General features: G+C 61.9%; 15 protein-coding genes. 14 read left to right on the forward strand and 1 reads right to left on the reverse strand.

What is annotated here, in order from left to right; translation table 11 throughout:
- Positions 1–12: 12 nt before the first annotated feature.
- From secA to KB449_RS35980, 13 genes are all read left to right on the forward strand, one after another.
- Positions 13–2,529 carry a preprotein translocase subunit SecA gene (secA, locus tag KB449_RS35920; RefSeq protein WP_282913222.1) on the forward strand — a complete coding sequence of 839 codons (2,517 nt, stop codon included), beginning with the start codon at positions 13–15 and terminating at the stop codon, positions 2,527–2,529.
- 176 nt (positions 2,530–2,705) lie between these two features.
- Positions 2,706–3,837, forward strand: a protein-coding gene (prfB, locus tag KB449_RS35925) for a peptide chain release factor 2 (protein WP_282913223.1) whose coding sequence is annotated in 2 segments (ribosomal slippage) — positions 2,706–2,783 and positions 2,785–3,837 — 1,131 coding nt in all. Because the reading frame shifts where the segments join, the coding sequence is not laid out codon by codon here.
- Positions 3,838–4,059: 222 nt separating this feature from the next.
- Positions 4,060–5,067, forward strand: a complete 1,008-nt coding sequence (locus KB449_RS35930; RefSeq protein ID WP_282913224.1) for a YitT family protein — start codon at positions 4,060–4,062, stop codon at positions 5,065–5,067.
- Positions 5,068–5,508: 441 nt separating this feature from the next.
- A complete protein-coding gene (gene argC / locus KB449_RS35935; RefSeq protein WP_282913225.1) occupies positions 5,509–6,591 on the forward strand; it encodes an N-acetyl-gamma-glutamyl-phosphate reductase in 1,083 nt (360 codons plus the stop codon).
- Positions 6,592–6,613: 22 nt separating this feature from the next.
- A complete protein-coding gene (gene argJ, locus KB449_RS35940) occupies positions 6,614–7,840 on the forward strand; it encodes a bifunctional ornithine acetyltransferase/N-acetylglutamate synthase (protein ID WP_282913226.1) in 1,227 nt (408 codons plus the stop codon).
- A 16-nt stretch (positions 7,841–7,856) separates the two neighbouring features.
- Complete coding sequence (gene argB, locus KB449_RS35945) at positions 7,857–8,639, forward strand: acetylglutamate kinase (protein WP_282913227.1); 783 nt, start codon at positions 7,857–7,859, stop codon at positions 8,637–8,639.
- Positions 8,640–8,700: 61 nt separating this feature from the next.
- Complete coding sequence (gene argD / locus KB449_RS35950) at positions 8,701–9,882, forward strand: acetylornithine transaminase (protein WP_282913228.1); 1,182 nt, start codon at positions 8,701–8,703, stop codon at positions 9,880–9,882.
- A 502-nt stretch (positions 9,883–10,384) separates the two neighbouring features.
- On the forward strand, positions 10,385–11,347 hold the full coding sequence (gene argF / locus KB449_RS35955; RefSeq protein ID WP_282913229.1) for an ornithine carbamoyltransferase: 963 nt from the start codon (positions 10,385–10,387) through the stop codon (positions 11,345–11,347).
- Between the two features lie 127 nt (positions 11,348–11,474).
- Positions 11,475–12,713: an argininosuccinate synthase gene (locus tag KB449_RS35960; RefSeq protein WP_282913230.1), complete on the forward strand. Its 1,239-nt coding sequence runs from the start codon at positions 11,475–11,477 to the stop codon at positions 12,711–12,713.
- Positions 12,714–12,734: 21 nt separating this feature from the next.
- Positions 12,735–12,905, forward strand: coding sequence for a hypothetical protein (locus KB449_RS35965; protein ID WP_282913231.1), 171 nt, complete (start codon positions 12,735–12,737; stop codon positions 12,903–12,905).
- 264 nt (positions 12,906–13,169) lie between these two features.
- A complete protein-coding gene (argH, locus tag KB449_RS35970) occupies positions 13,170–14,585 on the forward strand; it encodes an argininosuccinate lyase (RefSeq protein ID WP_282913232.1) in 1,416 nt (471 codons plus the stop codon).
- A gap of 284 nt (positions 14,586–14,869) precedes the next feature.
- Complete coding sequence (locus KB449_RS35975) at positions 14,870–15,697, forward strand: helix-turn-helix transcriptional regulator (protein ID WP_282913233.1); 828 nt, start codon at positions 14,870–14,872, stop codon at positions 15,695–15,697.
- Positions 15,698–15,959: 262 nt separating this feature from the next.
- The gene (locus KB449_RS35980; RefSeq protein ID WP_282913234.1) at positions 15,960–16,943 is read left to right on the forward strand and encodes a quinone oxidoreductase family protein; all 984 of its coding nucleotides are present in this window, start codon (positions 15,960–15,962) and stop codon (positions 16,941–16,943) included.
- 49 nt (positions 16,944–16,992) lie between these two features.
- On the opposite strand, the gene KB449_RS35985 is transcribed toward KB449_RS35980, so the two are convergent.
- Complete coding sequence (locus tag KB449_RS35985) at positions 16,993–17,880, reverse strand: LysR family transcriptional regulator (RefSeq protein WP_282913235.1); 888 nt, start codon at positions 17,878–17,880, stop codon at positions 16,993–16,995.
- Between the two features lie 178 nt (positions 17,881–18,058).
- Here KB449_RS35985 and KB449_RS35990 point away from each other — a divergent pair, with 178 nt between their 5' ends.
- Positions 18,059–19,204 (forward strand): extracellular solute-binding protein, encoded by a 1,146-nt coding sequence (locus tag KB449_RS35990; RefSeq protein ID WP_282913236.1) that lies wholly within the window; start codon positions 18,059–18,061, stop codon positions 19,202–19,204.
- Positions 19,205–19,206 lie beyond the last annotated feature (2 nt).

Genomic DNA, 19,206 nt, shown 5'->3' on the forward strand with positions numbered 1-19,206 from the left:
AAGGGGTATCATATGCTCGGAATAGTGAAGAAGATATTCGGAGACGCCAATGAGCGCGAAGTGAAGCGGCTGTCCAAGACGGTCGATGAGATCAACGAGCTGGAGTCTTCGATTAAAGGGCTGAGCGACGAACAGCTCCGTGCCAAGACGGACGAGTTCCGCAATCGCCTGGATAAAGAAAATTTTGAGTTGGACGATATTCTGCCGGAGGCGTTCGCGGTCGTGCGCGAGGCGGCGCTTCGCGTGCTGAAGATGCGTCACTTTGACGTGCAGCTGATGGGCGGCATGGTGCTGCACAGCGGCAAGATCGCGGAGATGAAGACCGGGGAAGGCAAGACGCTCGTCGGTACGCTCGCGGTCTACCTGAACGCGCTCGCCGGCAAGGGCGTGCACGTGGTTACGGTCAACGACTACCTGGCTCAGCGGGACAGCCAGCTCATGGGACAAGTCTATGAGTTCTTGGGCCTCACGGTCGGCTGTAACCTGCATGGTCTTTCCCATGAAGAAAAGCAAGCCGCGTATGCGTGCGACATTACTTACGGCACGAACAACGAGTTCGGCTTCGACTACCTGCGCGACAACATGGTGCTCTACAAGGAGCAAATGGTTCAACGTCCGCTATATTACGCGATTATTGACGAAGTCGACTCCATTCTGATCGACGAGGCGCGTACGCCGCTGATTATCTCCGGTCAGGCGCAGAAGTCGACGCAGATGTATTATCAGGCGGACCGCGTGGCGAGCCGGCTGTCGGATACCGAGGACTTCACGATCGACGTAAAAATGCGCAGCATCGCGCTGACGGAAGCCGGCGTGACGAAGGTGGAGCAGGCGTTCGACATCGAGAACCTGTTCGCGCACGAGCACGTGCTGATCAACCATCACGTGAACCAGGCGCTGCGCGCGCGCTTCATCATGAAGCGCGACGTCGATTATGTCGTCCAGGACGAGGAAGTCGTCATCGTCGACGAGTTCACGGGCCGTCTGATGGCGGGACGCCGTTACAGCGACGGGCTGCACCAGGCGATCGAGGCGAAGGAAGGCCTGAACGTACAGAACGAGAGCATGACGCTCGCGACGATTACGTTCCAGAATTACTTCCGGATGTACCGCAAGCTGGCCGGCATGACCGGTACGGCGAAGACGGAGGAAGAAGAGTTCAAGCGGATCTATGGCCTTGAGGTCGTGCAGATCCCGACCAACCGTACCAACATCCGCAAGGACATTCCGGACGTCGTCTACAAGACGGAGAACAGCAAGTTCCGCGCCGTCGTCGAGGAGATCGTGAAGCGCCACCAGACCGGACAGCCGGTGCTGGTCGGTACGGTATCGATCGAGAACTCCGAGCGCGTGTCGGAAATGCTGAAGAAGAAGGGCATCAAGCACCAGGTGCTGAATGCCAAGTATCACGCAGAAGAAGCGGAGATCATCTCGAGCGCGGGCCAGCGCGGCACGGTCACGATCGCGACGAACATGGCCGGACGCGGTACGGACATCCTGCTGGGGGAAGGCGTGCCGGACATCGGCGGTCTTCACATCATCGGCACCGAGCGGCATGAGAGCCGCCGGATCGACAACCAGCTCCGCGGCCGTGCGGGCCGTCAGGGCGACCCGGGCTCCTCGCAGTTCTACCTGTCGATGGAGGACGAGCTCATGCGCCGCTTCGGCGCGGACAACATCATGGGCATGATGGAGCGTCTGGGCTTCGACGAGGATTCCCCGATCGAGAGCCGTCTCATCACCCGTGCGATCGAATCGGCGCAGAAGCGCGTCGAAGGCAGCAACTTCGACGCCCGCCGCGTCGTCCTGCAGTACGACGACGTCATCAACCTGCAGCGGGAGAAGATCTACGGCGACCGCCGTCAGATCCTCGGCTCTGAGAAGATTCGGGATGTCGTGATGCCGATGATCAAGTCGGTCGTCGAGCGCGCGGTAGACAAGCACTGTCCGGGCGACGACGTGCCGGAGGATTGGGATCTCGAGGGTCTCGCAAGCTATGCGCATGCGAACTTCCTGCCGGAAGACCGCGTGAACAAGGACGAGCTGTGGGGCAAGGAAAAGGAAGAGATCGTCGAGCTGCTCATGGCGCGCATCGAACAGCTGTACGGCGAGCGCGAGGAAATGATAGGCGAAGAGACGATGCGGGAGTTCGAGAAGGTCGTCGTTCTCCGCGCGGTCGACAGCAAGTGGATGGACCATATCGACGCGATGGACCAATTGCGTCAAGGTATCCACCTGCGGGCCTACGGCGGCAACGATCCGCTTCGCGAATATCAATTCGAAGGCCACAACATGTTCCTGTCCATGATCGAGCGGATCGAAGAAGAAGTGACGCTCTACATCATGAAGGCGCAGGTCGAGAGCAACGTGAAGCGCGAAGCCGTGGCCGAGGGCCAAGCTGTCGATACCAAGGCAGAGGCGGGACCGAAGCGTCCGGCGCGTTCGCCGGAGCAGCGCGTCGGCCGCAACGACCCTTGCCCTTGCGGCAGCGGCAAGAAATACAAAATGTGCCACGGTCGCATAGACTGATTCAAGGCACGGGAGCGGTGCTCCGCCGGGCGGCCTAACCGGGCCGCGTCCGGTGAGCATCGCTCTTGCATGTCGGGCGTACGGTAGCGACTGACAGGCAACACCGGGCAGAATGACGATACAAAGCGAACATCGGACCGCATGCCGGGCCGTATTCTACGATGAGGTGATTTTAAATGGCCGTCAACGATTACACAGCCAAGCAAGACCTTCGCGAATCCGCGAAGCGACTCACGTATCTTAGGGGGTCTCTTTGACTTAGGTCTCAAGCAAGAAATGATCGCGAACTTCGAGGAGAAGATGAGCGCGCCTGACTTCTGGGACGACAACGAGAAGGCGCAGGGCGTCATCTCCGAGCTCAACGCCATCAAAGGCGTCGTAGAGCAATACACGGCGCTCGCGGCGGAGCAGGAGGACCTTGAGGCGATGCAGGAAATGCTCGAGGAGGAGACGGACGCGGATCTGGAGTCCGAGTGGGTCGGCAGCGTCAAGTCGCTGTCCAAGAAGGTCGACGACTTCGAGCTGCAGCTGCTGCTCAACCAGCCGTACGACAAATCCCATGCCATCCTGGAGCTGCACCCGGGCGCGGGCGGCACGGAGTCGCAGGACTGGGCTTCTATGCTATACCGGATGTACACGCGCTGGGCGGAAAAGAGGGGCTTCAAAGTGGAGCTGCTCGATTATCTGCCGGGCGACGAAGCGGGCATCAAGAGCGTGACCATCATGGTGCGCGGCTACAATGCCTACGGCTACCTGAAGGCCGAGAAGGGCGTGCACCGGCTCGTGCGCATCTCGCCTTTCGACGCGTCGGGCAGACGCCATACTTCGTTCGTGTCCTGCGACGTCGTGCCGGAAATTCCGGACGACATCACCATCGAGATTCGTCCCGAAGACCTGCGGGTCGACACGTACCGGGCGAGCGGCGCCGGCGGCCAGCACATCAATAAGACCGACTCGGCGATCCGGCTGACTCACTTGCCGACCGGCATCGTCGTCGCCTGTCAGACGGAGCGCTCGCAGATTTCCAACCGCGACCGTGCGATGAAGATGCTGCAATCCAAGCTTTATGAAAAGAAAATTCAGGAGCAGCAGGCCGAGCTGGCCGCCATCCGCGGCGAGCAGCTCGACATCGCCTGGGGCAGCCAGATCCGCTCGTATGTCTTTCACCCGTACAGCATGGTCAAGGATCATCGTACGAGCGTCGAAACGGGCAACGTGCAGGCGGTCATGGACGGCGAACTCGATCCGTTCATTGACGGCTATCTGCGCAGCCAGATCAAGACGGATCCGGCGGCTGCTGCCGAATAACCGACCGAAGTGCGCGCGCTTTGTTCGAATAAAGCATGAAGCAAGTTCCGACACTAATGGCAACGCGAGGAAACGTTTCTTCCGATCGCCTGCGCGGTCTCCCTCAACGGGGACCGTTTGCCGGCATCCGTCCGAAGTGAACCTATCGCGCCGCCGGGGTGGAGGGGCTTGCTTTTTTTGCATGGACGTAACGCTCTAAAATAAAGGAAGTGGCTTCATACGATGGAAAATGCAAACGAAACGAATCGGGCGGCGCTTCCGCTCCATCCGACACCAAGGCCGAACAAGCGCCGGCGCAAGCCGCGCTCGCCGTTCTACCGCAATACGGTGTCGATGGCGCTGCTGCTCGCGGGATCCTTTCTCATTGCGGTCAGCTTCAACCTGTTTTTTCTGCCGAATAAGATCGCTTCAGGCGGTGTATCCGGTATATCGGTCATCGTTAACTACTTGACCGACATCAAGCCCGCTTACACCCAGTGGACGCTCAATATTCCGCTCTTCCTAGCTGGACTCGCTGTTTTCGGCAGCCGTTTCGGTATCAAGACCGCCGTCGGCTCCGTCGTGCTGCCGCTGTTCGTGCTGCTCACCGCGCACTGGACGCCGCCGACGCACAACCCGCTGCTCGCCGCGATCTACGGCGGCCTCGGCGTCGGTCTCGGCCTCGGCCTCGTCTTCCGTGGCCAAGCGTCTACGGGAGGGCTCGACACGGCCGCACAGATCCTGCACCGCTACACCGGCCTGCGCCTCGGCCTTGCGGTCGCCACGCTCGACGGCCTCGTGATCCTCGCGGCCGGCATCCTCATCGCGCCGGAAAACGCGCTCTACGCCCTCATCGGCTTGTTCGTCACGAGCAAGACGATCGACGTCGTGCAGACGGGGCTGCAAACGTCAAAGGCCGCGTTTATCGTGACAACGCAGCCCGAAAAGGTGTCGCAAGCCGTGCTCATCGATCTGGACCGCGGCCTCACCAAGCTGCAGGGCGAGGGCGGTTTCACTGGCGAGCAGCGTCCCGTCCTCATGACCGTCGTCGGCCAGAACGAAGTGACGCGCCTCAAGCTGCTCGTGCAGGATGCCGATCCGGGTGCTTTTGTCATTATCACGAATGCGGCGGAGGTGCTGGGGGAGGGGTTTCATGAGCCGCATCTGTCAGCCAAGCCGGGCGGATCCGACAAGCCGCAATTCGCACCTAAAAGGCCAAAATCCGGCGGCGACGGCATCAACAAGCCCTGACGGCTTTAGATGACTCAAGCTTCGACAGCTGCGGGAATCTTAACTTCAGGCATAGACAGCCGCGAGGCCGGGCGAGTGCGGCCGCAAGTCCTATCTGCAACCGTGAGCCCTGAGCCCATTCATTTATCAACAGCATCGATCGTTCCATCAAAAATAACCTTACCTCCCAGCCGATTCTTTCATTGAATAAATACTCATTCGAATGTATAATGATACACATCGACAACCGTCAATTGTGTGCCGCCGAGCCGCCGTCCGCCGCGTCCCGCAGTGCCGACAGAGCAACTGCATCTTACATAGCCGGGACGCGGCGGCGGGGCTTAACTTGTTTTAGACATCCCCTTCGCGATCCGGTACAATGGGAATAGTTTGCCATGAACGGCGGGCGAGCGCCTATCGCGCTAGCGTCCCATTCCTTTATACAGCAAGGAGTGTATGTAAATGCCATCATCATCATCATCTTCATCCTCGGCGCCATCCAAGGTGCGCGCCGCCATCGTCGGGTCGACCGGCTACGGCGGCGTCGAGTTGATCCGCTTGCTGGCCGCCCATCCTTACGTGACGGTCACGTCTGTAATCTCTTCGTCCAACGCGGGCGAGCCGTTCGCGGCCGGTTATCCGCATCTGACGGAGATTCGCACGGACATCCTGGACGCCGTCGATCCCGAGCTGATCGCGGGCAAGGCCGACGTCGTCTTCTTCGCGACGCCGCATGGCGTCAGCACGAAGCTGGCCAGCCAGTTTCTCGCGGCAGGGCTTAGGGTCATCGACCTGTCCGGCGACTTCCGCCTGAAGGACAGAGAGAGCTACGCCCAATGGTACAAAAAAGAAGCGCCGCAGCAGGACGAGCTCGAGCGCGCGGTGTTCGGCATGAGCGAGCTGTTCGGTGATGAAGTACGCGGCGCGGACTTCGTTACCAATCCGGGCTGTTTCCCGACGGCGACCACGCTTGGCCTGTATCCGGCGGTCAAGGCCGGCTGGATTGACCCGGACAGCATTATCGTCGACGCCAAGACCGGCGTGTCCGGCTCGGGCCGGGGCCTCAGCATGGCCGCCCACTTTTCCGAGATCAACGAGAACTTCAAGGCGTACAAAGTCCATCAGCATCAGCACACGCCGGAGATCGAGCAGACGCTGGCGCGCGCGGCCGGCGGTCCGGTGACCGTGTCGTTCACGACGCATCTCGTGCCGATGACGCGCGGGATCATGAGCACGATGTACGCGAGCTTGACGGACAAGAGCCGTACGACGGCCGATTTCCGCGAGCTGTACAATCAATTCTACGAGGGCCGGCCCTTCGTGCGCGTGCGTCCGGAGGGGACGTATCCGTCGACCAAGGAAGTGTACGGCTCGAACTACTGCGACATCGGCGTGCTCGTCGACGAGCGGACGAAGCGCCTGACGGTCATCTCCGTCATCGACAACCTCGTCAAGGGCGCGTCGGGCCAGGCGATTCAGAACTTGAACTTGATGATGGGCTGGGACGAGACGACGGGTCTGACGTTCCTGCCGGTCTATCCATAACGGACGGGGGAACGGGAGCGACATGGGGAAGAGCTATCTCATCGTGCCGGACGGCGGCGTGACGACGCCCAAGGGCTTCAAGGCGGGCGGACTGCACTGCGGTCTGAAAAAAACGGAGCGTCACGATCTCGGCGCGATCGTCAGCGAGGTGCCGGCATCGGCTGCGGCGGTGTATACGACCAATTTATTTCAGGCGGCACCGCTGCAGGTGACGCGCGAGAGCCTGGCGGAAGAAGGGCTCCTGACCGCAGTGCTCGTCAATAGCGGCAATGCCAACGCTTGCACCGGCGCCCAGGGCGAAGCCGACGCGTACGCGATGCGCGCACAGATCGCCGAGGCGCTCGGCGTGGCGAAGCATCAGGTCGCCGTCGCCTCGACCGGCGTCATCGGCGAGCCGCTCAAGATGGACCGCGTGAGCGCGGGCATCGAGCGGCTGCCTGAGCGCTTGAAGGACGACGCGGCCGGCTCCGACGACTTCTGCCAGGCCATTCTGACGACCGACCTGGTCAAGAAGACCGCCTGCGTTCGTGTCGTCGTGGACGGCAATGAAGTCACCATTGCCGGCGCGGCCAAGGGCTCCGGCATGATCCACCCGAACATGGCGACGATGCTCGGCTTCGTCACGACGGACGCGGCCATCGGCTCCGCGGCGCTGCAGACGCTGCTGCGCGACATCACGAACCTGACGTTCAACATGATCACCGTTGACGGCGACACCAGCACCAACGATATGCTCGTGGCGATGGCCAACGGCCTCGCGGGCAACGGCGAGTTGACGCCGGCGCATCCGGACTGGGCTGCGTTCGCCGAAGGGCTGCGCTTCGTTTGCGAGGAGCTGGCCAAGGCGATCGCGCGCGACGGCGAAGGCGCGACCAAGCTGATCGAGACGACCGTCGCAGGCGCCGCGAGCGATGCGGACGCGCAGGCGATCGCCAAGACGATCATCGGCTCGAGCCTGGTCAAGTCGGCGGCGTTCGGCGCGGACGCCAACTGGGGCCGCATCATCGCGGCTGCGGGCCGCGCAGGCGTGCCGCTTAACGTGAATACGGTCGACGTAAGGCTCGGCGACATCCTCGTGCTGGAGCAATCTCGTCCGATCGCGTTCGACGAGGACGCGGCCCTTGTCTACCTCAAGGGCGACACGGTTGCGATCCGCGTCGACCTGCATATGGGCAGCGGCAAGGCGCTCGCCTGGGGCTGCGACCTGACCTACGATTACGTGCGGATCAACGCCGCTTACCGGACTTAAGGGGGCGACGACAACGATGGCATTCGTCATGAAATGCGGCGGCAGCACGCTCGCCGCGTTGCCGGACGCGTTTTTCGAGGATCTGCGCGACCTGCAGGAGAGCGGGGCGCAGCCGGTCATCGTGCACGGCGGCGGCCCGGCGATCAACGAGACGCTCGGCCAGCTCGGCATCGAGAGCCGCTTCGAAGGCGGCCTGCGCGTGACCGACGAGCCGACGCTCGAGGTCGTCGAGATGGTGCTCGCCGGCCGCATCAACAAGCAGATCGTGCGGCGGCTGCAGCAGAGCGGCGCGAAGGCGCTCGGCCTGTCGGGCACCGACGGGCGGCTGATTGAGGCGCGGCCCGTGGCGAACGCCGACGTTGTCGGCCTCGTCGGCGACGTGACCGGCGTCAACGCCGAGCTGATCCAGGGCATCGTGGCGCTCGGCTATCTGCCCGTCATCGCGCCGATCGGCATCGACGCGGCCGGCCAGCGCTACAACATCAACGCGGACACCGCCGCGGGCGCCGTCGCCTCGCATCTGGGCGTCGCCACGATGATCGTCGTGACCGACGTGCCGGGCATCATGCGGACAGTTGACGGAGAGAAGCAGGTGCTGCCGCAGGTCACCTTCGCGCAGATCGAAGAGATGATCGCGAGCGGCGAGATCTACGGCGGCATGATCCCCAAGGTGCGAGCCGCGATGGCCTGCCTCACCGGAGACGTGCGCGAGGTGTTGATCGTCGACGGCGCCGCGCCCCGGGTGCTGAGCCGTGCGGTGGGCGAGGGCAACCTCGGCACCCGCATCGTGCGGAGATAACGATTAACGGCGGGAGACGAACTGAGACCCCCGCGAACGAATCATTAAAGGAGTGGAAAACATGAGCAGCTTATTCCCGACCTACGGGCGCTATCCGATCGCGATCGTCAAGGGCAAAGGCAGCCGCCTGTGGGACGATCAAGGCAAGGAGTATCTCGACTTTATGGGCGGTCTGGCCGTCACCAACCTGGGCCATGTGCCGGACGAGGTGAAGGATGCGCTCGTGGCGCAGCTCGGGGAGCTGTGGCATGCGTCCAACCTTTTCGTGAACCCGTTCCAGGAAAAAGCCGCCAAGCTGCTGACCGACAACAGCTGCGCCGACGCCGTGTTCTTCTGCAACAGCGGCGCCGAAGCGAACGAGGCCGCAATCAAGCTGGCCCGCCGCTATCACCAGAAGGTGCTGGGCAACAATCGCTATGAAGTGATCACGTTTACGCAGTCCTTCCACGGCCGTACGCTGGCGACGCTGACGGCGACCGGCCAGGACAAGGTCAAGGAAGGCTTCCTGCCGCTGCCCGAGGGCTTCGTCCACGTGCCGCTGCACGATCTGCCGGCGCTGGAAGCGGCCATCACGGATCGCACGGCTGCGATCATGCTGGAGCTCGTGCAGGCCGAGGGCGGCGTCATCGTCGTCGAGCCCGAGTTCCTGCGCGGCGTCCGCGAGCTGTGCGACCGCCACGGCCTGCTGCTCATCCTGGACGAAGTCCAGACGGGCATGGGCCGTACCGGCAAGCTGTTCGCGCATCAGCACTATGACGTGGAGCCGGACATCTTTACGCTCGCCAAAGGCATCGGCAGCGGCTTCCCGGTCGGCGCGATGCTCGGCAAGGAGAAACTTATCCCGGCCTTTACGGCAGGCTCGCACGCGACGACGTTCGGCGGCACGCCGATCGCCTCGACAGTCGTGGCCGCCACGGTCGAGTCGATTCTGAAGCAAGACGCGCCGGCGCGCGCGGCAGCTTCGGGCGAGTACTTGATCGCCAAGCTGAGCGAAAAGCTGCTGGATCTGCCGGTCGTCACCGAGATCCGCGGCCGCGGCCTGCTCATCGGCATCCAGTGCACCGAGCCGGTCGCCGATTGGATCAGCGAGCTGCACAAGCGCGGCCTGCTCGTCGTCTCGGCGGGACCGACGGTCATCCGCCTGCTGCCGAGCCTGCTCGTGTCGCGCGAGGACATCGACCGCGCGGTCGAGCTGATCGCTGCCGTCCTGACCGAGGCGGCCGCGGCCAAAACATCGAATTAAGCGAGCGCGGGTGGCGCGCATCATCTTATGTGCAACTGCCCAACTCCGCTGCCGATCGCGCTTATCGGCTTAAGCCTTGCACTAGGGAGCAAGCCGGAGCAGGGGCAAAACCTGCAAATATGCAGCAATTTGCTTAAGAAAAGGGCTTCTCCGGGACAATAACTGCAAGTATACAGTTAATTTCTGCTGAGCGGCTCCCAAGGCGGCGCAGGGGTAAAATAACTGCATAAATGCAGTTATCGTCACCCGAGGCGCACATTTGGGGGAAATAACTGCAGTTTGGCAGCTAAGCGGATGGGCTGCGATGCACGCGGGGCGGATGGAAGTCCATTTACTTGCCAGGACGCTTCCGTCTGTGTCTGCGGTGGCGCGCATAGTCCTTCAGCATCCGGGCGAGCTCGCCTTTTCAGAGTAGCGCCCGGACGCTCGCTCCAGATAGGCTCCGCTCAAAACATTTCCGGGGCCGCAGCGCCCCTTTTACATTGACCAAGGAGGTATCGCCATGCCTAACCCGGCCGCAAACGCCGAAGAACTCGCCCAAGGCCTCAAAGGGCGGGATTTCCTGGGGCTCGTCGATTACCAGCCTGACGAGATCCGTTACCTGCTCGACCTCGCCATCGATCTTAAACACAAGCAGAAGTCCGGCGAAGTCTATCAACCGCTCAAAGGCAAGACGCTCGGCATGATTTTCGAAAAGTCGTCCACCCGTACGCGTGTATCGTTCGAGGTCGGCATGTTCCAGCTCGGCGGCCATGGCCTGTTCCTGAGCAAGAACGACATCCAGATGGGCCGCGGCGAGACGATCCGCGATACGGCGCAGACGCTGTCGCGCTATTTGGACGGCATCATCATCCGTACGTTCGGCCATCGCAACGTTGTGGACCTGGCGCGCTCGGCGACCATCCCGGTCATCAACGCGCTGTCCGACCAGTCGCATCCGTGCCAGGCGCTCGCCGATTATCAGACGATCCTCGAGCACAAGGGCAAGCTGGAAGGCCTCAAGGTCGCCTACATCGGCGACGGCAACAACATGGTGCATTCGCTCATGATCGGCGCAAGCAAGCTCGGCATTCACTTTGCCAGCGCGTCGCCGGAAGGCTATGAGCCGGATGCGGAGCAGGTGAAGCTGGCGCGCGAGTACGCGGCGCAATCCGGCTCCCGGGTCGACATCGTGCGCGACGCGCGCGAGGCCGTCGAGGGCGCCGACATCATTTACACCGACGTGTGGGCGAGCATGGGCTTCGAGGAAGAACAGCAGGAGCGCGAGCGCGCGTTTAAAAACTACCAGGTCAACGAGGAACTGGCGAAGCACGCCAAGTCCGATTACCTGTTCATGCACTGCCTCCCGGCGCACCGCGGCGAGGAAGTGAGCGAGGGCGTCATCGACGGCCCGCACTCCATCATCTTCGACGAAGCGGAGAACCGCCTGCACGCGCAAAAGGCCGTCATGGCCGCGATCATGTAGCATCCGACCCGCGCCGACTCGCGAGGCGGCGAACCGGAGCGCGGCGTTCGAGACGCAGCTTGCCGGAATCGCCGTCTCGTCGACGCGCATGTATCCATTTTCCAATAGAGGAGCGTTTATTCCCACCATGGCAAAAGAAAAAATCGTGCTCGCCTACTCCGGCGGCCTGGATACCTCCGTCATTCTCACGTGGCTGAAGGAGACGTACGACGCAGAGATCATCACCTTCACGGCCGACATCGGCCAGAAGGAAGAGCTGGACGGCCTGGAGGAAAAAGCGATCAAGACCGGCGCCTCCAAGGTTTACATCGACGACCTGCAGGACGAGTTCGCCAAGGACTTTATCTACCCGATGTTCCAGGCGGGCGCGCTCTATGAAGGCCAATACCTGCTCGGCACCTCGATCGCGCGTCCTTTGATCGCGAAGCGCATGGTCGAGATCGCCCGCGCCGAAGGCGCAACCGCCATCGCGCACGGCGCAACCGGCAAGGGCAACGACCAGGTCCGCTTCGAGCTGACCGCCGCTGCGCTAGCGCCTGACATCAAAGTCATCGCGCCATGGCGCGACGAGGCGTTCCGCGAAGCGTTTCCGGGCCGCGCCGAGATGATCGCTTACGCCGAGAAGCACGGCATCAACGTGCAGGCGTCCGCCGCCAAGCCTTACTCAATGGACCGCAACCTGCTGCACATCTCCTTCGAGAGCGGCATGCTCGAGGATCCGTGGTTCGACTCCAGCGCGGACGACGTGCAGGACATGTACGTGCTGAGCGTGTCGCCGGAGAAGGCGCCTGACCAGGCCGAGTATGTCGAGCTCGACTTCGAAGCGGGCAACGTCGTCGCCGTGAACGGCGAGAAGCTGTCCCCGCTCGAAGTGATGAACAAGCTGAACGAGCTCGGCGGCAAGCACGGTATCGGGCGCGTCGACATGGTCGAGAACCGCTTCGTCGGCATGAAGTCCCGCGGCGTGTACGAGACCCCGGGCGGCAGCATCCTGTTCACCGCGCACCGCAAGATGGAGTCGCTCACGATGGACCGCGACGTCATGCACCTGCGCGACTCGCTTATCGCGAAGTACAGCACGCTCGTGTACAACGGTTTCTGGTTCGCGCCTGAGCGTCTGGCGATCCAGGCGCTCGTGAACGAGAGCCAGAAGAACGTCACCGGCACCGTGCGCCTCAAGCTGTACAAGGGCAACATCCTGGCCGCCGGCCTCAAGAGCCCGGTCAGCCTTTACAACCCGCATATCGCCACAATGGAAGCCGACCCGACCCAGGCGTACGACCAGGGCGACGCGACCGGCTTCATCCGCCTGAACGCGCTGCGTCTCAAAGTATCGTCCGGCGTGAACGGCGCTTCCGGCGTCTAAGACGAGCTAAGATCATGCGGTTTGTCCGCAGGCAACACCCGCAACACCCGCAACACCCGCAACACCCGCAACACCCGCAACACCCGCAACACCCGCAACACCCGCAACACCCGCAACACCCGCAACACCCGCAACACCCGCAACACCACAGAGATAACTGCATTTCTGCAGTTATCTCGTTCCCTTTTCTAGCCGAAGAATGAATAGATGCAAATATGCAGTTATTTGACCGGATATCCGTTCATTTGCAGGGAACGCGGTACATTAGCTGCACATATGCAGTTAATCGCCATTCGCCTAAGCCATGCCGTTCATTCAGCTGCATATTTGCAGTTATTCGCATGAGGCGTGCAACGCGGAGTTGCCGGACAAGCGTGCAGCAGCGCGATCGCCGGCTTATCCGCATGAGCGACGAAAAGGGCAGCACGGAACTTTAGAGAGGGGCTAACTAGCGTCATGAGCAAGCTGTGGGGCGGCCGGTTTACGAAGAAGACCGACCAGCTGGTTGAAGAATATACGGCGTCGATTACGTTTGACAAGGAACTGGCCGAAGAGGATATCCAGGGCAGTCTCGCGCACGTAACGATGCTGGGACGCTGCGGCATTCTGCCGCAAGAGGACGTCGAGACGATCAAGGCGGGCCTGCTCAAGGTGCAGCAGCGCATCCGCAGCGGGGAGCAGCAGTTCCTGATCGCCGACGAAGACATTCATATGAACATCGAGAAGGCGCTGATCGAGGAGATCGGCCCCGTCGGCGGCAAGCTGCACACCGGACGCAGCCGCAACGACCAGGTCGCGACCGACATGCACTTATACCTGCGCAAGCGCGTCGTCGAATTCATCGGCCTGCTGTCCAAGCTGCAAGAGGCGCTGATCGGCCAGGCCAAGGCCAACCTCGACACGATCGTGCCGGGTTACACGCATTTGCAGCGCGCGCAGCCGATTCTGTTCGCCCATCATCTGATGGCGTACGTGTCCATGTTCGGCCGCGACATCGAGCGTCTGCAGGACAGCTACAAGCGCATTGACGCACTACCGCTCGGCGCCGGAGCGCTCGCGGGCACGACGTTCGCGATCGACCGCCTGTACACGGCGGAGCTGCTTAACTTCGGTCGCGTTTACGAGAACAGCCTCGACGCCGTCAGCGACCGCGATTTCATCGTCGAATTCCTGGCAGGCGCATCGCTCATCATGACGCATCTGTCGCGCCTGAGCGAAGAGCTGATCCTCTGGTCGAGCACGGAGTTCCAGTTCGTCGAGTTGGACGACGCGTTCTGCACGGGCTCGAGCATCATGCCGCAAAAGAAAAATCCCGACGTGCCCGAGCTTGTGCGCGGCAAGACGGGACGCGTGTACGGCAACCTCGTCGGCCTGCTGACCGTGCTCAAGTCGCTGCCGCTCGCCTACAACAAGGACATGCAGGAAGACAAGGAAGGCATGTTCGACACCGTGAAGACGCTGCAGGGCGCGCTCCAGCTGTTCGCGCCGATGATCGCGACGATGAAGGTGCGCAAGGACAAGATGCGCCGCGCCGTCGACCAGGACTTTTCCAACGCGACCGATATTGCGGACTTCCTCGTGAACAAGGGGCTGCCGTTCCGCCAGGCGCACGAGGTCATCGGCAAGACGGTGCTGTACTGCATTCAGCAGAACAAGTTCCTGCTTGATCTTACGTTGGACGAGTTCAAGCAGTTCTCCGAGCTGTTCGACGATCGCATCTACGAGACGCTGAAGCCGGAGACTGTTGTCGCCGCGCGCAACGTTTACGGCGGCACGGCCGCGAACCAGGTAAACGATGCGATCGGTCGCGCGGAGGCCGCGCTGGCGCAGACGCAAGCCTGGACGGAGGAGTACGCCGAGAAAAGCCGCTAGGCTTAGCGGCAAACGAGGCGCGAAAGCTAGCCTAGCTATAACGTTCGACCGGCCGATACGCAGCATCGTTTCCCGTCAATGTCGGCGCCTTCGGGGGCGCAGCGTTGACGGGACTTTTTTTGCATGGAACTTTTGGCCGCTTGGATTAAACCGCTCTGCGACTGGAGTTCCTGCGCGGCGTCCAGCGAGCGGAGCACGGAACTTGATCGGAAAAGCGTGCGGCGCCTATACTTTGGATAAGGAAGCTTCGTCGGCATACGCCGGCGAGGGAGGAGCGTGTAGAGATGGAAGACCAGCTGCAGCGCAAGTCGCTCGGCGATTTTCTCAAATCCCGCAGGGCGAGCTTGTCGCCGCAAGCGTTCGGATTCCGCGACGGATTCAGCCGCCGGCGTACGCCGGGCCTGCGCAGGGAAGAAGTCGCCCAGCTCGCCGGCGTCAGCCTGACCTGGTACACATGGCTCGAGCAGGGCAGAGAGATGTCCGCCTCGCACGAAGTGCTCGAGAGCATCGGCAACGCGCTGCAGCTCACGACGGCCGAACGCCAGTACCTGCACCGGCTGAACGGGCGCCAAGCCCCGCAAGCCGCGCCGGAAGCGTCTCCGCTCACCGAGGCGTTTCTCGAGATGGTACGGACGATGCCGTACCCGTTTTTTGTGATCGACCCGCGCAACCGGCTCGTCTCCTGGAACGCGCTCGCTTGCGAAATGGTTATGGATTTCGCCGCCATTCCGGAAGAAGAACGGGTCATGCTGAAGCTGATCTTCCTCCATCCGGCGTTTCGGGAACGCGTCGTGAACTGGGAGCAGTCGACGAAGCTCGCGCTCGCTTATTATCGCAAGCATTACGATTTGATCGCGGATCAGGGCTGGTACGCGGAGCTCGTCTCCGAGCTTCAGGCGCGGAGCGAACCGTTCGCGGACTGGTGGGCCCGGCACGAAGTGGGGGAGAAGAACGGTATGCGCGTCGACATCGCCCATCCGGCGCTCGGCCTGCTCCGCTTCGAGGTCGTCACCTTCAGCCAGATCAACGATCTCGAGGCGTACATATGCTGTATGTACGTTCCGCTTCCCGGTTCGGGTACGGCGGAAAAGCTGACGGGACTGAAGCTATAGCGTAAATAAGCCGTTCGAATCGTTAGACATTCGAATCCGACATCCCATTCCAATGCCCGTCCTATGCTTCGCCCAAGGCTCGTCAAGCGCCTTGGGCTTTTCGCTTTTTCACGACGTATTTCCTTGTACTGCGCCGGTTCGATCCTGTTAGCGATCATAATAGCTTAACTAAAATCTGGCTGGCCGCCGGCCGCGCGCGTAAAGTAGGGACTAAGGCAAACGCCGCATTCCAAACAAACGATCAAAAAGGAGCGAACGAAGCATGCAAGCATTCGTCGTGGAACAAACGGGAGACCAACGGATCATGAGACTGCAGGAAAGACCGAACCCGGAGGTATTGCCGGGGAAATTGACGATCGATGTCGTCTACGCCGGCGTCGGCATGATCGACTCGCTGCTCAGCAGGGGTTACCTTGGGCTGCCGATGCCGTTCGTGCCGGGGCTCGAAGTATCCGGCTACGTCCGCGCGATCGGCGAAGGCGTCGAGGGCTTTAAGATCGGCCAGCCTGTCGTCGCGTTGACGCTGACCGAGCTGGGCGGCTACGCATCGGTCGTCACCGCGCAGCCCGAGCTGACAGTGCCGTTGGACGGACCGCTGGAAGGCCTCGGAATGGACCGGGCGGCTGCGCTCGCCGTCAACGCCGCGACGGCGTACCTGGCGGTCAAGCGCGTCGCGCAAGTGGAGCCGGGTCAGCATGTGCTCGTGCATGGCGCGCTAGGCGGCTTGGGAAATCTGGTCGGGCAGGTCGCAAGACGGGAAGGCGCGGGTCTGGTGCTTGGCACGGTAGGCAGCGCCGCCAAGCGGGATGCCGCTAGCGGGGAGATATACGATAAGCTGCTGCTGCGCGGCGAGTTCGCGGAGGAGACGCTGCGGCTGACCGGCGGCAAAGGCGTGCACCATGTGTTCGACCCGGTCGGAGGCGTGACCAGGACGCGCAGCTTCGAGACGCTTCAACCGCTCGGTCGTCTCGTCCTGCTCGGCAATGCCAGCGACGAGGCGGATACGGAGCTGCGGCTGAACGAAGCTTGGCTCGGCAACCGGGCCGCGCTGGGCTTGAACATCGGCGCCTACGCGGCGTTTGCGCCGAATGCCGTAGGCGAGGCGATGTACCAGGCGCTGGCGATGGCCGCGCGAGGCGAGCTGGAAGCCGACATCTACGGCGTGTATCCGATCGCGGAGGCCGAGCGGGCTATCAGGTTGCTGGAGCAAGGGGGCACGACGGGCAAGCTGCTACTTCGCGTCTGACCGGAAGGAGGCAGCTCAAAGCCTCAAGCTCCAAAATCCCCAATTTCAACTACACCCCCAGCTTCGCTCGCATAAAATCGATAAAAGCCGCCGCCTGGCGAACCGGTTCATCCTCCTTCCGATAAACAAGGCAGATCCGGCGGACGCTGACCTTGCCGGGCAGCTCCCGCAGCACGAGCTCGCCGGACAACTCCTCCCTGCGTGCGCTGCGCCGCGGCAGGATGCCGATCCCCATGCCGTGTTTGACCGCTTCCTTGATCGTTTCGATCGCGCCGAGCTCCATCCGGATTTGCCAGTTCAAGCCGTTTTCCGCCGCCCATCGTTCGGACAGCCTGCGCGAGGTCGAGCCGCCCTCGTGCACGAGGAACGGCTGTCCCTGCAGGTCCTCGATCCCGATCTCGCCCACGGCCAGCGGGTGAAAGGGCGCGAATGCCAGCGTGAGCGGATCCTCGCCGAGCGGAATGACATTGAGCCCGGGATAGGGTTCCTCGGACAGGGAGACGACGGCGACGTCGACCTCGAAGCTCTCGAGCAGGGCGAGCGCATCTCCGGCCTGCTTGACGGTCAGCGTCGGCAGCGCCAGCGGGTACTGCATCTGGAATTCCGCCAGATATGCGGGCAGGAAGTAGGTGGCCGGCGTATAGCTGGCCCCGATCTTCAGCCTGCCGCGGCCTTGCTCGCGGTAGTCGGTCATCAGCTGCGAGGCTTCGTCCAGCAGCGCCGAGATTTTGGCGGCGTAAGGGAGCAGCGCCTCGCCTGCATCGGTCAGGCGCACGCGACCGGCTTGCTTGCGGAACAGCGATAGGCCGACCGACTGCTCCAGCTTCTGCATGTGAAAGGTGACGGTGGGCTGCTTTAAGCCGAGCGAGGAGGCCACTTCCGTCAGGCTGCGGCCGTCCGCGGCTTGCATGAAAATTCGAAGCTGTTGGGGATTCATCGAACGTTCGCCCTCTTTTTCGTCGGATGACTGCTACTGCAAATATAGATTCTATCTATGATTTTATCAATATACATAGAGTATATTTAACTTCGATTTGTTATCCGCTTTACGCCATGCTGACAAACCCCCCTTAAAGTGAAGGTATCACGAACGATTACGAGGGGGATATCGAAAAATGAATCTCATGCAGCACCGCAAGCTCGCAGCACTGGCGATTGTTGGCTTGTCCTTGACCGCAGCAGGCTGCGGCAACGCAAATAACAACAACTCGGGTGCGGCGGCTGCCACGGCTTCGGATTCTGCCGCGCCATCGTCGGCAGCGGCCTCGCCATCGGAAAGCGCATCGGCATCGCCGTCCGAAAGCGCTAGCGCATCGACGCCGGCCGGAAACGGCGAGACGCTGACGGTTTACCTCAATGACTTCGACACGATCGTCAAGCCGATGTTCGAAGCCCAAACCGGGTACAAGCTCAACATCGTCAGCGGCAACGGCGCGGAGATCATGTCCCGCATCGAAGCGGAGAAGGGCAATCCGCACTGGGACGTCGTCTGGATGGACGCGATGCCTTCGATCGAAGGACTGGGCAAGGCAGGACAACTGATGGAAGGCTGGGAGCCGACTGCCGCAGCGGGATTGACGGACTTCGCCAAGGCATTCGTGCCTGCGAATAAAGCATACTACCCGACCGGCGCTCATGCCGCAGGCGTGATCGTATACAACACGAAGGCGTTCAGCGCGGCCAACGCGCCGAAGAGCTGGGCGGACCTCGCCGACGCCAAGTACAAGGGCACCGTCGGTATGGCTGATCCAGCGGTAGCGGCGCCTGCTTATCCGTTCGTGTCGTGGTTCTTCCAGGACAAAGGGTCCGAAGGCGGCCAAACATTCTTTGACGACGTGTTGAAAAACGGCGCGCACGTCTATCCGAAAAACCCGAACGTCGCCAAGGCGCTTACGGGCGGCGAGATCAAGGTCGCGGCGCTGCAGGAGAGCAACGCATATACGCTCAAGAACGACGGCGAGCCGATCGAGATCGTCTGGCCGGAAGAAGGCGCGCCGGCTTCGGTACGCGTAGCGGCGATCCAGAAGAACAGCGCGCATCAAGACGCGGCCAAGGCATTCGTCGAGTTCTTGCTCGATCCCAAGACGCAGCAGGCGCTCATCGACGAGGGCGACGAGAGCTACTTCCAGCCTAGCGCCACCGGCGTGACGATGAAGGCAGACCGCGCGCAAAACGCCAAGCTTGTCGCGGCGGACGCATCGTGGGCGTCGGAGCATGAAGCGGAGATCAAGCAGTGGTTCGCCGATCGCTCGGTGAAATAAAA

This window comes from Cohnella hashimotonis (genome assembly GCF_030014955.1).
Classification (GTDB): Bacteria; Bacillota; Bacilli; order Paenibacillales; family Paenibacillaceae; genus Cohnella; species Cohnella hashimotonis.

Excerpts from the sequence above, each read along its gene's own strand:
- secA (WP_282913222.1), top strand. The coding sequence starts at position 13 with ATGCTCGGAATAGTGAAGAAGATATTCGGAGACGCCAATGAGCGCGAA.
- KB449_RS35930 (WP_282913224.1), top strand. The coding sequence starts at position 4,060 with ATGGAAAATGCAAACGAAACGAATCGGGCGGCGCTTCCGCTCCATCCG.
- argC (WP_282913225.1), top strand. The coding sequence starts at position 5,509 with ATGCCATCATCATCATCATCTTCATCCTCGGCGCCATCCAAGGTGCGC.
- argJ (WP_282913226.1), top strand. The coding sequence starts at position 6,614 with ATGGGGAAGAGCTATCTCATCGTGCCGGACGGCGGCGTGACGACGCCC.
- argB (WP_282913227.1), top strand. The coding sequence starts at position 7,857 with ATGGCATTCGTCATGAAATGCGGCGGCAGCACGCTCGCCGCGTTGCCG.
- argD (WP_282913228.1), top strand. The coding sequence starts at position 8,701 with ATGAGCAGCTTATTCCCGACCTACGGGCGCTATCCGATCGCGATCGTC.
- argF (WP_282913229.1), top strand. The coding sequence starts at position 10,385 with ATGCCTAACCCGGCCGCAAACGCCGAAGAACTCGCCCAAGGCCTCAAA.
- KB449_RS35960 (WP_282913230.1), top strand. The coding sequence starts at position 11,475 with ATGGCAAAAGAAAAAATCGTGCTCGCCTACTCCGGCGGCCTGGATACC.
- argH (WP_282913232.1), top strand. The coding sequence starts at position 13,170 with ATGAGCAAGCTGTGGGGCGGCCGGTTTACGAAGAAGACCGACCAGCTG.
- KB449_RS35975 (WP_282913233.1), top strand. The coding sequence starts at position 14,870 with ATGGAAGACCAGCTGCAGCGCAAGTCGCTCGGCGATTTTCTCAAATCC.
- KB449_RS35980 (WP_282913234.1), top strand. The coding sequence starts at position 15,960 with ATGCAAGCATTCGTCGTGGAACAAACGGGAGACCAACGGATCATGAGA.
- KB449_RS35985 (WP_282913235.1), bottom strand. The coding sequence starts at position 17,880 with ATGAATCCCCAACAGCTTCGAATTTTCATGCAAGCCGCGGACGGCCGC.
- KB449_RS35990 (WP_282913236.1), top strand. The coding sequence starts at position 18,059 with ATGAATCTCATGCAGCACCGCAAGCTCGCAGCACTGGCGATTGTTGGC.